Source organism: Nocardioides sp. (assembly GCF_047602075.1).
Lineage (GTDB): Bacteria > Actinomycetota > Actinomycetes > Propionibacteriales > Nocardioidaceae > Nocardioides.
In genome coordinates this window covers 232,123-245,439 of record NZ_JASGIF010000001.1, presented here as the reverse complement: position 1 = coordinate 245,439, position 13,317 = coordinate 232,123, and the positions used below count along the sequence as shown (strand labels likewise).

Here is a 13,317-nt window from a genome sequence, read left to right as displayed (position 1 = left end):
CGCGGACCCGGGGTGCACCGCGGGTCCGCGACTGGTTCGGTATGCCCGTGGAGACTCCTACTTCCCGATGCCGTCGGTCAGACCGCGCAGGAAATGCCGCTGCCCGATCAGGAACAGCGCGATCATCGGCAGCGCAGCCATGGTCAGCCCCGCGAACTGAATCGGCCAGTCGGTCAGCAGTCGACTCTGCATGTCCACCAGGCCGACCGGCAGCGTCTTGCTGTCTCGGGTGGAGATGAACACCAGCGCGAAGGCGAACTCGTTCCAGGCGAACAGTGCCTGCAGCAGCGCCGCCGACACCATGATCGGACGGCACAGCGGGAAGATCACGTGCCAGAAGATCTGCCACGAGGTGGCCCCGTCGACGTACGCCGCCTCGTCGATCGATGACGGCAGACCGACCATGTAGGCACGGATCAGGAACGTCGTGAACGGGATCCGGAAGGCGGTGTACAACACGATCAGTGCCCACAGCGTGTCGTAGATGTGCAGGTCCTGCAGCAGCCCGAACAGCGGGATCAGAGCCACCGTGGGTGCCACCATGAGTCCGCCCAGGATCAGGCCGGTCACCACGTTGGAGAAGGGCATCCGCGCCCGCACCAGGCCGAAAGCGGCCCAGGCACTGATCAAGGTAGTGGTCAGGATCGACCCCGCAGTGACCAGGATGCTGTTGACGAAGTACCGCACCACGCCGGCGTCACCGGCTCGAACGAAGTTCTCCCAGCGCAGCGCCCCGGGCAGTCCCCACGGAGTGTCGAAGATCTCCCGGTTGGTCTTGAAACTCGAGAACACCATCCAGAGCAGCGGGTAGATGACCGCCACGGCCAGCGCGGCGAGGAGGATCACGGCAATGATCCTGCCCACGACCATCAGGGCCAGCTTCGGCCACGGCTCCGAGCTCTGGTTGGCGGGCAGGCCTACCACGCCGTTCATACCTCAACCCTCCTGTATCGAGCCACAGCCATCTGCACGATGGCGAAGACCAGGGTCAAGACGAAGATCAACGTCGCCAGCGCGGCGGCGTAACCCATGTCGTCGGCGAGGAACGCGTTGCGATACATCCACGTTCCGAGCACCTGGCTGGAATCGGCCGGACCACCGGCGGTCATCACCATGACCTCGTTGAAGAGCAGGAATGATCCAGACACCGTCAAGATGATGAGCAGCGTCGTCATCTCACGGACCATCGGCACCGTCACAGTGAAGAAGGACCTGATCCGTCCGGCGCCGTCGACCTTGGCGGCCTCGTAGAGCTCGGTCGGGATGCGCTGCATGGCCACGCAGAACAGCACCGTGGTGTAGCCGATGCTCTGCCACTGCGACATCGCGATGATGCTCCAGATCGCGGTGGCCTGCTCACCGAGCCACGAGTGCTGCCAGCTCTCCAGCCCGACCGCCCCGAGCACGCGGTTCAGGAGGCCGAATCGAGGGTTGTAGATGAAGGAGAACAGCAGGCCGGCCACGGTGATGGAGATCACCGACGGAATGAAGTAGATCGATCGGAGGATCGATCGCATCTTGGGCCACACGAACTCCTCCAGGACCGCGGCCAGCACCAACGAGATACCGACCTGGAAGATGATGGAGACAACGGCGTAGGCCACGTTGTTTTTCAGCGACCTCCAGAACACCGGGTCGTCGACCATGTTCTTGTAGTTCTGCAGACCGACGAACTCCGGCGCCGGGCTGAAGGCGCTCCACGAGAAGAACGACAGCCGGATGTTGTCGACGATCGGGTAGTAGACGAAGACGACCAACAGGACCAGGGCAGGGACCACCCACACCAGGGTCAGCCATCGACGTTGCTTTGCAAGTGCCACCGGGGCCTCACTTTCTGGGGCGTTGGCGCCGGGCTTGCTCGCCCGGGGCCAACGCACCCGTCTCGTTCAGCTCAGTCAGTCGGCCTGCTGCTTGGCCTTCTCGGCCGCCTTCTGCACGTCCTCCATGACGCCCTCCGGGTCGTTGGACCCGTCGAGGATGCCCTGCACACCCGAGAGGTAGGCGTTGGCGACATCGGCGTCGGTCACCGTGTCGAGCCAGATCGCGAAGTCGTCGGCCTTGCTGATGTCGGCCAGCGCGTCCTCCAGTTGCGGGAAGGAGTTCTCGGCCGTCGCCGTACCCTGCACCGGGCTGAGCCAACCGATCTGCTCGACCATCTTCGCGGCGTTCTCCTGGCTGGTCATGAACTTCAAGAAGTCCACGGCCAGGGCGGCCTGCTTGCTCTGCGCGTTGACCATGAAGCCGTCCGGCGCACCGGTGATGGCGTTGGTGTCGCCCGCGGAGTCGGCGGCGGGAGGAAGCCGGAAGAAGCTCCAGTTGTCAGCGAGCTCGGCGGGGGCGCCGCCCTTCGCGGTGAGTGCTTGGAACTCCACCGATTCCAGGTAGTGCATACCTGCCTTGCTGTTGAGGAACTCGGCCTGCCCTGCCTCGTGGGAGAGACCGTTGGTGCCGTCGACGAAGCACGCGTCAGCGATCTGCTTGAACTGCTCGAGCGCCGTCACGTAGCCGGGATCGGTGAACTCACCGGAGGCCGGGTTGTAGTCGGTGTTGCGGACCTCGGCTGGCACGTTGTAGGCGTTCAGCTGGGTGATGTAGTGGATGGCGGGCCAGCCGTACTGGTTGCCGAAACCGATAGGCGTGTAGCCGGCGTCGCTGAGCTTGCCGCAGTCGGCGATCATGTCCTCGAGCGTCTGCGGTGCCTTGATGTCGACCTTGTCGAAGATCGCGGTGTTGTAGGCCATGAACTTGGCGTCAAGGTCGATCGGCACGCCGTAGTACTTGCCGTCAGTCTCGAAGGCGCGCAGCGCCGCCGGAGAGAAGGTCTTGCCCCACTCGGTGTCGGGCGCGAGCACCTCGCTCAGGTCGGCGGCAAGGCCGGCCCGGACGAACTTGTTCGCGAAGTCGCCAGCCCACGAGAAGTAGACGTCCGGCAGCTCCTTGGAGGCAGCCAGCACCCGGATCTTGTCCTTGTAAGGCTGATCACCAACCTGCTGGAGGTCGACGGTGACGTCTGGGTTGGCTGCTTCGTAGTCCTTCGCAATCTGCTCGAAGTACGGTGCGTACTTGGGGTCTGCGAACTTGGTGACGACGGTCAGCGTGCCTTCCTTCTTGGCCGGGGACGAGAGGTCCACGTCCGAAGGCTTGCCGCTGCTGCTGGTGCCGGGGGCACCGCACGCCGCCAATCCAGCCAGGACGGCCGTCGTAGCAAGCGCGCTGACGAGGATTCGTGGGCGCATCATTCCTGCCTTTCACTGCATTTCGGTGACGAGGTGGTGGATCCAACGGTGGTTGCGTGTCCGAAGGCACCGCGCTCCATGCAGGACGCCGTCGCATAAGCGGTGGCGGCCGGCATGAAGACATCTGGGGTTTCACGTCGGCTGAGTCCGACGAGGATGCGGCCGATGAGTGCATCACCCGCGCCGAGAGTGTCGACCACCTCGCGCTCAGGTGCGGCCGCGTGAACCTTCGCAGAGCCGTCGGTCCACAGCGCACCGTCGGCACCGGTGCTCACGATGACCTGACTCGGGCCGAGGGCAAGCACTCTGCTGGCCACATCCGCCGGCTCGTCCGAGGAGCTACGGGGGCAGGAGAGGATCGCCAGGTCGACGTGGGGGGCGAGTGCTTCGACGTAGTCCCAGGGACGTTCGGAGAAGTCGTAACTCAAGAAGGTGGCCGCCCGGCCCAGCGTGGGAACGTGGTCTTCCAGCATGGAGCACTCACCGGTGTGCGTGACTGGGGTCGAGGCGAGAAGCGCTAGGTCGCCAGCGTCCGGCACGAAGCGGGAGACCCCAACCGACCCAGGCGCAAAGTGCCGGTCCCCGCCGACGAGCCGGACGATCGCGTAGGCGTTGGTGCCGGGCAGGATCCTCGTCCGGGTGGTGTCGACGCCCTCCTCGTGAAGGGAGTTCAAGATCACCTCACCGGCGTGATCGGTGCCGAGCGCGCCGATGTAGGTGGCTCGGCCGCCGATCCTGGTCACGTTCACCGCGACATTGACCGCGTTGCCTCCGGGGAACATGATGCCCTCGTCGACATAGACGTCGACGACGTTGTCTCCGATGCAGACGATCTCCGGGATCACCTCAGTACTCCACGCGCTTGTAGTAGCGGCGCGTCGTCAGCGGGTGGTCGCGCAGCACCTCGACGTGGGCGGCGACCCGCTCAAGCTGCGCGGCCAGCACGATCGGTCCGGCGACCGCGCTAGCGGTCGGCGACAGACCCGGCAGGGCGACCTCGGCGGTGTCGATCACATCGACGACGTCGGTTCGTCCGACCAGGAACTTCTCTACCCGGTCCGACAGCGCACGGTGCGCGCTCTGGTCCTTGAGTACGACGACACTCACGCCGGCCTCGACCAGCTCCAGCGTGCCGTGGAAGAAGTCGGCCGCGTGAACCGGACGAGTCCGGATCCACTGCATCTCTTCGAGGATGCACATGGCGAAGTAGTGCGCCTCGGTCCAGCTCGGCCCGCCGGCGGTGAAGATGTGCCACGGCGAGGCGGCGATGAACTCGGCGTGGCTCGCCGCGGTGGCGTCGTACGACTGCTTGACCTCGACCAGCAGCTCCGGGAGGAGTGCGAGCTCCCGCGACAGGTCGGCGGCTGCGGGATCGTCGGCCAGGCCGAGGATGCCGATCATGGTCTGGAGGTAGTAGGACTCCGAGGAGGTGTCATCCGCGGCGTGGTTGACCAGCACGGTGTCGCATAAGTCGCCGAGCGGGGTGTCGTCGTGACCGACCAGGGCGATGAGGTGGGCGCCCTGGTCGCGCGCCTGCTCGGCAATCTGCAGGGTCTCCGCGGTCGTCCCGGACAGGGACGGCAAGACGACAACGCTGCTGGAGTCGAGCCGCTGGACTCCGTCAAGGGTCTCCTCGGCTGGCCGACGCACATGCGCGGCGAACCGGGAGTGCCCGGCAAGGAGCTGGATCGCCGGCTCCATCAACAGGTTGACACCGCCGGTGCCGAGGAAGACGAGCTCCTCGGCACCGCGGGCGCGCGCGCCGACCAACTCGGTGGCCAGCGCACGTCCCGCAGCGACAGCGCCCTGTTGGATCACCAGGTAGCGACCCTCGTCGAAGCCCAGCGGCTGCGCCATCAGTACTCGACTTTGAACATGTAGTGACGGTTGTCGAGGCTGTGCTGGCGGAGGTACTCGTACCTCTGCGCGAGCCGGTTTGCCAGCGCGGCGACCACGATCGGCGAGAACTGGCCGCGGACCTCGGCGGGGATTCCCGGCAGCTCGAGCTTCGCGACGTCCACGACGCGGTGCCGCGGCGCATAGGTCTTCAAGAACGCGATGACGCGCTCGCCCATCGGGCGGGACGGGTCCTCACCGTGCCACACAATGACGGCGGACTTCTCGTCGACCATCTCGAAGGCGCCCTGGAAGAACTCGCCGCTGTTGAAGCCGGCGGCCTGCTTCCACTGCATCTCCTGCAGGAAGCACATCGCCATGCCGTAGGCCCAGGCGTAGCTGGGGCCGGAGCCGAGCACGTAGGTGAAGTCGTCGTTGGCGAAGTCCTCGGCGATGGAGGCCAGCTCCTCGTCGGCCTGTTCGACAGCGTTGACCACGGCACCGGGCAGCGCCTCCAGGCCGACCTTGACGGCGTCCCAGTCCAGCTCGACACCGCTGGCCTCGAGCACGGCGTAGGCGACCAGCAGCTCGAACATGTCGCTCTTGCCGACGAAGGACTGGTGCGCGTTCGCAGCCAGCGGGCTGTCCGCCTTGGCGGCGGCGATGACGGTGGCGCCCGTCTTCGCGGCGGTCGCGGCGGCGGCCACCGTCTCCTTGGTCTTGCCGGTGTAGGACGCCAGCACGACCAGCGCGTGGTCGTCCATCAGCGCGGGCTGGCTGCAGTTGAGCTCGTCACTCTGCACCTGGAACGACGGCACGCGGCCGTGCTGGGTCAGCAGGTAGTGGGCCGGGTAGCTGCAAATGAGGGACCCACCGGCGCCCACCCAGTAGACGGCGTGCAGGCCCTTGTCGACAAGGGGTCGGACCGCGTCGCGGATCGCGTCGTACTCGGCGATGCTCTCCGCCAGCTTCTCGACGGTGTCGGCGTCGATCGGCTTGAGCTCCAAGCGCTCAGCGGCTGTCTCGGTCATCTCGGTGTTCACTCCTCGATTGATAACGTTCTCATACTGGGTCTGATAACGTTCTCAACAGACCGATGGTCTTGTCAAGTGTTGATTTCGGGGGCGTGTCGGCGGTTGAGCTTCGCCGCGGTTACGCTGTCGGCCGGACGAAGGGAGCAGACGGTGACCACACGCTCTCCCGGGATACCCATCGGCGACACGACCGTGGCCGATGTGGCCCGTCTCGCGGGCGTGTCCGTTGCGACTGCCGCCCGCGCCTTGGGCAACTACGGCTCGGTGAGCGCGCGCAGTCGAGAGCTGGTCAGCGCCGCCGCGTCCGAGCTGGGCTACCGGCCCAACATGGTGGCCCGGAGCATGATCACCAAGACCACCCGCACGGTCGGGGTGATCGTCGGTGACATCGAGAACCACTTCTTCCTCAGCGCCCTACGCGGAATCACCGATCGCCTCGACGCCTTCGGGTACGACGTCTTGCTGGCCAACTCCGCTGAAGAGCTCGATCGTGAGCAGCGTGCACTGCAGGCCATGGTCGAGCGCCGGGTCGATGGGCTGATCGTGACTCCGGCCCAGGTGTCGGACCGCGAGCTGCTCAGCGAGCTGATCCACCAGGGACTCCCCGTCGTGCTGCTCGATCGCCGCATCCGCGGTCTGCGCGCCGACTCCGTCGGCATTCGCAACCGCGAAGCCGGCCGGATCGCGACCGACTACCTCCTCGACCGCGGTCACCGGCGCATCGCCCTGATCACGGGCGCGGGCGCCGAGCATCGGGAGGCACTGCACGCCGAGGACCCGCGCGAGTTGAAGACGGTCCGCGCCAGCACCTCCGGCACCCGTGCCTCCGGTTATCGGCAGGCGCTCGCTGCCGCGGGTGTGCCGTTCATCCCCGACTACATCTCGGTCGCCGGATTCCGCCGCGAGGACGCCTGCCTGGCAACCCTGGCGCTGCTCAACCTTCCCGCGCCGCCCACCGCGATCGTCACCCTCGACAGCGGCCTGACCCTCGGCGCACTCCAAGCCTTCCGTCAGGCCGGCATCCGTTGCCCCGAGGAGTGCTCGCTGATCGGCTTCGACGACGCGGAGTGGGCCGAAGTGGTCTCTCCGCCCATCACCGTGATGAGCCAGCCCGTAGTCCAACTGGGCGAGCGGGCTGCCGAACGACTCGTCCAACGCCTCAACGGCGAAGTGCTCGACGTGGCCGCCATCCGGCTCTCCGCCACCCTCATCGAGCGCTCCTCCGTCGCCCCTCCCCCGGGCTGACCTCTGCCTCGGTGCCGGCATCGTGGTCGAGGTTGCTGGTCGTCGGTGGTGGCGACCGACAGCGCAGCGACCACGGGTGAGCGCCGCCCCTGGCCGGGCTGCTGTCCGGGTCGGGGACTGCCTGCGGTGGGCCGTCTGCCGCGGTCTTGTCGTGGCAAAGTGCCTCGTATACCGGGTCCTCAGCCACCACAGCACCGCGGAAGATGGGTCCGGGCCACCACAGCACCGCGGGAGATGGGCCGGGGCGCCGTTTCGGAACAAGCGACGCACCCAGGAGTGCTACGAGCCGCCCTGGTTCCCCAGCAGTCGCACCGGTGGCAGACCCGGTCAGTGCTCGAGTGCGGAGCGTACGGCGTGGGCGACCTGGGCGGCGCGGCTCTCGGACAGCACGCCCGCATCGGCCTCCTGGACATAGAACACGTCGACTGCCTGCGGGCCGAGGGTGTCCACATGGGCGGAGCGGACGGTGATGCCCTGCTGAGCCAGCGCTGCCAGCGCGAGATAGAGCAGGCCGGGGCGGTCGGCGGCACGCACCTCGAGCACCGTCGACTGCTCGGAGGCCTCCGGGCGGATGGCCACACTCGGGCCAAGGGCAGACCCGCTGGGCCGCCGGAGCCGATCGCGGGGGTCAACCCGTCCGGCGACCACGGCCGCGAACCGCTGGCGCAACACAGCCGGGTCGAGCAGCTCGTCGGCCACCTCCCAGACGCTGACGCCGTACTCCCCCTGGTCCCATGCCCGTGCCGCCCGCACCGAGGCACGCTGCAGCGCAAGGCACGCGGCGATGTCGGCGAGCAGACCGACTCGGTCGCGGGCCAGCACGGTGAGCCGCGCGCCATCCACGGTCTGGTCGAGGGTCATCGCGACCGCGTCACGATCGAGCCGCACCTCGTCGGGCACGGCGATTGCCATCTGGCGCACATCGGTCGCCGCGGGTCGGTCAGCCAGAGAAGCCAGACAACGTTGGACGAGCTGGCGCACCAGCTCTGCGCGCCAGCTCGTCCATGCCGCGGGAGCGGTGGCTCGCGCATCGGCCTCGGTCAGCAGAGCCAGCAGCGAGATCGCGTCCGCAGAGCCGGCCCGGGAAATCACGTCGGCCGCGGTGGCAGGATCGTCGGGATCACGTGTGGTCGCCACCTGTGCGAGCAACAAGTGCCACCGCACCAGGGCACCGATCAGGTCGACCTCGTCGGAGGCGAAGCCCATCCGGGCAGCGACCGCACGGGCGATCGGCTCACCAGCGACACTGTGCTCGGTCAGGCCGCCCTTGCCGATGTCGTGCAGGAGCGCACCAACCATGAGCACGTCGGGGCGCGCAGCCCGGCGGATCAATGTCGAGGCCTCGACACAGGTCTCGACCACATGTCGGTCGACGGTGAAGCGGTGGATCGCCGACGCGTGCGGAAGCAGCCGGATCCGCTCCCACTCGGGCAGGATCAGGTCGAGGGCGCCGGTCTCCTCAAGGGTTTCCCAGACGCCGAGCAGCCCCCGACCCGCAGCCAGCAGCCGGGTCAGCTGCTGGCGTGCCTCTCGGGGCCACGGCTCCGGCAGTCGGGCGCCCTCGCGAACCAACCGCGCCGCAGTGGCCGGCGCCAGCACCAGGTCCCGCTCGGCAGCCTCGGCTGCGGCCCGCAACAGGAGGGTGGGATCCGACGACGGTCGCGTGCGCGCGTCGAGCACCACTTCACCAGCAGCCAGCGCCAGGCCCGAACCGATCGGGGCGAGCCGCGGCACCCGCGGTCCGCGGCTGGAGGTCGGCCTGGCGAGCACGGCGTCGAGTCGGCGCCAGGCGAGGCGGGACAGGTGGGTCAGTCGCCGGCCGTGCTCGCGCACGTGGGCCTGGGCTGCGCGTGCGTCCGGCAGGTCACAGCCGCGGGCGATCTCCTCCCACAACTCCGGAGCGATCCGGTCCGTCGGTCGCCCGGTGGCATGGTGCAACACGTCTCGCACGTCGAGGAGCGCGCGGCGGGAGCGCTCCAGCTCGACGTGCGGGACGTCCACCAGCCAGCTTGCCACCAGGGCCCGCAGCACCGTGGCATCGCGCAAACCACCCTGGGCCTCTTTGAGGTCGGGGACCGAGGAGTGCGCCAGCTCACCGACCAAGTCGTGGCGTGAGATGACCAGCTTGTGCAGGGCAGGCAAGCGGTCCCTGGCCTCTCGTCGCCACTCCGCGAGCATCACCGAGCGCAGCCGCAGGGTGAGGTTCGAGTCACCGGCCAGATGCCGCAGGTCGAGCAGCCCGGTGGCCACCCGAGGATCTGCAGCGGCTGCGTCCACCATCTCGGGCAGGGAGCGGACCGCATGATCGAGCCGGCTGCCGGAGTCCCAGAGTGGATACCACAGCCGCTCCACCCACGGATCGACCATCGCGTCGGCGTCGTGGACGAGCACGACGTCGAGATCGGAGTACGGCGCCAGCTCGCCGCGGCCGAAGCCACCGACCGCGACCAGCGCCACCCCCTCGGTCGGTGCGGCCGCGGCGGCGTAGGCACCGGAGCACCATGCATCCGCCTCAGCAGTGCGCCGCGCGCGGCCCGACGCCGTCATCGCACCTCCTAGACCTCACGGACGATGCCTGCGAACATGGCCGAGTGGGGCGCGGCTGGTGCCGTGCAGCCGCGCCCCACTCATCGGTTCGGGATGGTCCTCAGAGGGCCGCCTCGTCGCGCTCCCCCGTGCGAACCCTGACCACGGAGTCGACCGGCGCCACCCATACCTTCCCGTCACCGATCCGCCCCGTCTGGGCGGTCTTCACCACGATGTCCACCACGTCCGCGGCGTCCGAGTCGTCGACGACGATCTCGATGCGGATCTTGGGGACGAGCGCGATGTCGTACTCCGCCCCCCGGTAGACCTCAGTGTGCCCCTTCTGTCGCCCGTAGCCGGAGACCTCGGACACGGTCATCCCGGTCACTCCGAAGGTCTCGAGGGCCTCGCGGACGTCCTCCCACTTGTGCGGCTTGATCACCGCGGTGATGAGCTTCATGCGTTCGCCTCTTCCTTGCTCGAACTGGTGGCGGCCACGGCACCGACCAGCGCTCCGGTCCGGCGGGCACCGCCGCTGAGGCCGAGGTCGTAGGCCGACTCACCGTGCTCGTTGAAGTCGATACCCTCGCTCTCCGACTCCTCGGTGATCCGCCAGCCCAGGGTGTACTTGATCGCCAGACCGATGATCAGAGTCGCGATCGCCGACCAGGCGATGGCGAAGGCGGCCGTCAATGTCTGTACGACGAGCGGCTTGACTCCCCCGCCGTACAACAACCCGTCGACGCCACCGGGGGCACTGGCCGAGGAGACCACGCCGATCAGTACCGTGCCGACGATGCCACCGACTAGGTGTACGCCCACCACGTCTAGCGAGTCGTCGTAGCCGAACTTGTACTTCAGCCCGACCGCGTAGGCGCAGGCCGCGCCGGCAACCACGCCGATGATCAACGCGCCGTACACGTCGACCGAGCCGCACGAGGGGGTGATCGCGACAAGGCCAGCCACCACACCGGACGCAGCGCCAAGCGAGGTGCCCTTGCCGTCCCGCAGTCTCTCGACCGCCAGCCAGGCAAGCATCGCGGCACAGGTCGCCAAGGTGGTGTTGATCCAGGTCACCCCGGTCTCGCTCATGAACTGGGCGATGTCCTTCTCACCGCCATCGCCGGCCACGAAGACGATCGAGCCGACGTTGAAGCCGAACCAGCCGAACCACAGCAGCCCGGCCCCGATCATGGTGAGAGTCAAGTTGTGCGGCTTCATCGGCTCGGCCCCGAAGCCGAGACGCTTGCCGATCAGCAGCACGAGCACCAGTCCGGCGACACCGGCATTGATGTGCACCACGGTGCCACCCGCGTAGTCCTGCGGGATGACCTTGGCCGCGCCGTCGACGAAGCCGAACAGCGTGGCGGAGAGACCGTGCTCGGATGCGCCGGACAAGAAGCCGCCACCCCACACCATGTGGGCGAGGGGGAAGTAGGACAGCGTCACCCATAGCGGCAGGAAGACCAGCCAGGCCGAGAACTTCACCCGGTCGGCGATGGCGCCGCTGATCAGCGCCGCGGTGATGACGGCGAAGGTCAACTGGAAGGCGACATAGACGTAGTCGGCATAGTCGACACCCTTCAGGCCGAACGCCGAGAACGGGTTGGCGAACAACCCCGCGACGTTCGTGCCGGCATAAGACATCGACCAGCCCCAGAGCACGTACACGATGCCCACCACGCCGAGGGCGGTGAAGGACATCATCATCATGTTCAGCACGGACTTCGAGCGGCTCATGCCGCCGTAGAACAGGGCCAGTGCCGGCACTGTCATCATCAAGACCAGCGAGGATGACATCAGCATCCAGGCGTAATAGCCGTCCACGGAACCTCCGTAGGTTTCAGGGTCACGGACGGGTCAGCGGGCTGACGGCGCTGTCGGCACTTGCACCCGTCCTCGTTGCGCCTCAGCCTGTGGCGTCAAGGTTTCGCCGCGCGTCGTGCTGTGTTGCGGGTAGGCAACGAGTTGGCGCCTGATGTTACGGCCGTGTGAACGGCGGGCCGGTCGGCTGGCTCAGGCGGGGTCCCCGGGGTGGGTCAGCCAAGGAGCGCGTCGACGAACGCCTGCGGGTCGAACGGCGCCAGGTCGTCGGGGCCCTCACCCAGACCGACGAGCTTCACCGGCACACCGAGGTCCCGCTGGACGGCCATCACGATGCCGCCCTTGGCAGACCCGTCCAGCTTGGTCAACACGATGCCGGTGACGTCCACGACCTCGGAGAAGACCTTGGCCTGGATCAGGCCGTTCTGTCCGGTGGTGGCGTCCAGCACGAGCAGCACCTCGGTTACCGGCGCCTGCTTCTCGATGACGCGCTTCACCTTGCCGAGTTCGTCCATCAGGCCGGCCTTGTTCTGCAGGCGGCCGGCGGTGTCCACGATGACGGTGTCGGCGCCGCGGTCGACGCCGTCCTTGACCGCCTCGAACGCGACCGAAGCCGGGTCGCTGCCTTCGGGGCCGCGGACCACCTCGACCCCGACCCGCTCGGCCCAGGTCGCCAGCTGGTCCACGGCAGCGGCGCGGAAGGTATCGGCCGCGCCGAGCACCACCGAGCGGTCCTCAGCCACCAGGATGCGTGCGATCTTGCCGACGGTGGTCGTCTTGCCGGAGCCGTTGACGCCGACCACGAGGACCACGCCGGGGTTGCCCTCCTCACCGCTGACCTGAAGTCGGCGGTCCATGGTCGGATCGACCAGCTCGAGCAGCTCGTCTCTGAGGACAGACCGGGCGTCCGCCGCCTGTCCGCCCTCCACCCGGAGTCGGGTGCGCAGGTGCTCGACGACCTGCTGGGTGGGTTGGACCCCGATGTCGGCGGTCAGCAGGGTGTCTTCGATCGACTCCCAGGTGTCCTCGTCGAGGCGATCGCGAGACAACAGCGCCAGCAGCCCGCGGCCGAGTGTTCCCTGCGAGCCGGCGAGGCGCTGCCGCAGCCGCACCAGCCGCGACGCCGTGCTCTCCGGCTTCTCCGCCTCGGGCTTCTCTCGCGTGCCGGTCGCCGCCTCCGCTGGCGAGCCGGGCTCGGTCGTCGGCGCCTCTTGCTCGCGGCGGCTGAGGACCTCGGTGCCGCCGCTGGGCGGCGTACGACGACGCGTCCGCGCCACCAGTCCGGAGACCAGGAGGACACCGGCGATCACGAGGACGCCGACGAGCCCGATCAGGACGACCACAAGAAGCCAATCAGCCATGGGCATCATCCAAGCAGAGCCGAGTGTCTGCACCCGACGCCGGATCGGATGCGGTCAGCGTAAGGAGGTCTCCGCGTGCTCGTAGAAGTCCTCGGGCGTCGCGCCGGTCGGCATCGACTCGACGGTCTTGTGCATGGCGTCACCGAGCCAGGGCATCACGGGCATCTGCTGGCCGCGATGAGGGAACGCGACATAGGCCACCACCGCGGCGGCGACCACCAGGATCAACACCATGGTCAGGCTGATCAGGACCAT

General features: G+C 67.8%; 12 protein-coding genes. 1 reads left to right on the top strand and 11 read right to left on the bottom strand.

Annotation, left to right across the window (positions count from 1 at the left end):
• Nucleotides 1-57 precede the first annotated feature (57 nt).
• The 6 genes from QM714_RS01355 to QM714_RS01330 form a co-directional block, all read right to left on the bottom strand.
• Nucleotides 58-933, bottom strand: coding sequence for a carbohydrate ABC transporter permease (locus QM714_RS01355; protein WP_415096868.1), 876 nt, complete (start codon nt 931-933; stop codon nt 58-60).
• Nucleotides 930-1,820 carry a carbohydrate ABC transporter permease gene (locus QM714_RS01350; protein WP_415096865.1) on the bottom strand — a complete coding sequence of 297 codons (891 nt, stop codon included), beginning with the start codon at nt 1,818-1,820 and terminating at the stop codon, nt 930-932. The genes QM714_RS01355 and QM714_RS01350 overlap by 4 nt, the downstream gene beginning before the upstream one ends.
• Before the next feature lie 75 nt (nt 1,821-1,895).
• On the bottom strand, nt 1,896-3,236 hold the full coding sequence (locus tag QM714_RS01345; protein WP_415096863.1) for an ABC transporter substrate-binding protein: 1,341 nt from the start codon (nt 3,234-3,236) through the stop codon (nt 1,896-1,898).
• The gene (locus QM714_RS01340; RefSeq protein WP_415096861.1) at nt 3,236-4,081 is read right to left on the bottom strand and encodes a PfkB family carbohydrate kinase; all 846 of its coding nucleotides are present in this window, start codon (nt 4,079-4,081) and stop codon (nt 3,236-3,238) included. The genes QM714_RS01345 and QM714_RS01340 overlap by 1 nt, the downstream gene beginning before the upstream one ends.
• A 1-nt stretch (nt 4,082) precedes the next feature.
• The gene (locus QM714_RS01335) at nt 4,083-5,093 is read right to left on the bottom strand and encodes an SIS domain-containing protein (protein ID WP_415096859.1); all 1,011 of its coding nucleotides are present in this window, start codon (nt 5,091-5,093) and stop codon (nt 4,083-4,085) included.
• Nucleotides 5,093-6,103: an SIS domain-containing protein gene (locus tag QM714_RS01330; RefSeq protein WP_415096857.1), complete on the bottom strand. Its 1,011-nt coding sequence runs from the start codon at nt 6,101-6,103 to the stop codon at nt 5,093-5,095. Before QM714_RS01330 ends, QM714_RS01335 begins: the two co-directional genes overlap by 1 nt.
• A 153-nt stretch (nt 6,104-6,256) precedes the next feature.
• Here QM714_RS01330 and QM714_RS01325 point away from each other — a divergent pair, with 153 nt between their 5' ends.
• Nucleotides 6,257-7,351, top strand: coding sequence for a LacI family DNA-binding transcriptional regulator (locus QM714_RS01325; RefSeq protein WP_415096855.1), 1,095 nt, complete (start codon nt 6,257-6,259; stop codon nt 7,349-7,351).
• A 327-nt stretch (nt 7,352-7,678) separates the two neighbouring features.
• Here QM714_RS01325 and QM714_RS01320 read toward each other — a convergent pair whose 3' ends face one another.
• From QM714_RS01320 to QM714_RS01300, 5 genes are all read right to left on the bottom strand, one after another.
• The gene (locus tag QM714_RS01320) at nt 7,679-9,898 is read right to left on the bottom strand and encodes a [protein-PII] uridylyltransferase (RefSeq protein ID WP_415096853.1); all 2,220 of its coding nucleotides are present in this window, start codon (nt 9,896-9,898) and stop codon (nt 7,679-7,681) included.
• 100 nt (nt 9,899-9,998) lie between these two features.
• Nucleotides 9,999-10,337 (bottom strand): P-II family nitrogen regulator, encoded by a 339-nt coding sequence (locus QM714_RS01315; RefSeq protein ID WP_415096851.1) that lies wholly within the window; start codon nt 10,335-10,337, stop codon nt 9,999-10,001.
• A complete protein-coding gene (locus QM714_RS01310) occupies nt 10,334-11,704 on the bottom strand; it encodes an ammonium transporter (RefSeq protein WP_415096850.1) in 1,371 nt (456 codons plus the stop codon). Before QM714_RS01310 ends, QM714_RS01315 begins: the two co-directional genes overlap by 4 nt.
• A gap of 212 nt (nt 11,705-11,916) precedes the next feature.
• Nucleotides 11,917-13,062 carry a signal recognition particle-docking protein FtsY gene (ftsY, locus tag QM714_RS01305; RefSeq protein WP_415096848.1) on the bottom strand — a complete coding sequence of 382 codons (1,146 nt, stop codon included), beginning with the start codon at nt 13,060-13,062 and terminating at the stop codon, nt 11,917-11,919.
• Between the two features lie 54 nt (nt 13,063-13,116).
• Nucleotides 13,117-13,317 (bottom strand): hypothetical protein, encoded by a 201-nt coding sequence (locus QM714_RS01300; RefSeq protein ID WP_415096847.1) that lies wholly within the window; start codon nt 13,315-13,317, stop codon nt 13,117-13,119.

Coding starts and splice junctions, on each gene's coding strand:
- QM714_RS01355 (WP_415096868.1), bottom strand. CDS start 933: ATGAACGGCGTGGTAGGCCTGCCCGCCAACCAGAGCTCGGAGCCGTGG.
- QM714_RS01300 (WP_415096847.1), bottom strand. CDS start 13,317: ATGGTCCTGATCAGCCTGACCATGGTGTTGATCCTGGTGGTCGCCGCC.
- QM714_RS01345 (WP_415096863.1), bottom strand. CDS start 3,236: ATGCGCCCACGAATCCTCGTCAGCGCGCTTGCTACGACGGCCGTCCTG.
- QM714_RS01330 (WP_415096857.1), bottom strand. CDS start 6,103: ATGACCGAGACAGCCGCTGAGCGCTTGGAGCTCAAGCCGATCGACGCC.
- ftsY (WP_415096848.1), bottom strand. CDS start 13,062: ATGGCTGATTGGCTTCTTGTGGTCGTCCTGATCGGGCTCGTCGGCGTC.
- QM714_RS01320 (WP_415096853.1), bottom strand. CDS start 9,898: ATGACGGCGTCGGGCCGCGCGCGGCGCACTGCTGAGGCGGATGCATGG.
- QM714_RS01335 (WP_415096859.1), bottom strand. CDS start 5,093: ATGGCGCAGCCGCTGGGCTTCGACGAGGGTCGCTACCTGGTGATCCAA.
- QM714_RS01315 (WP_415096851.1), bottom strand. CDS start 10,337: ATGAAGCTCATCACCGCGGTGATCAAGCCGCACAAGTGGGAGGACGTC.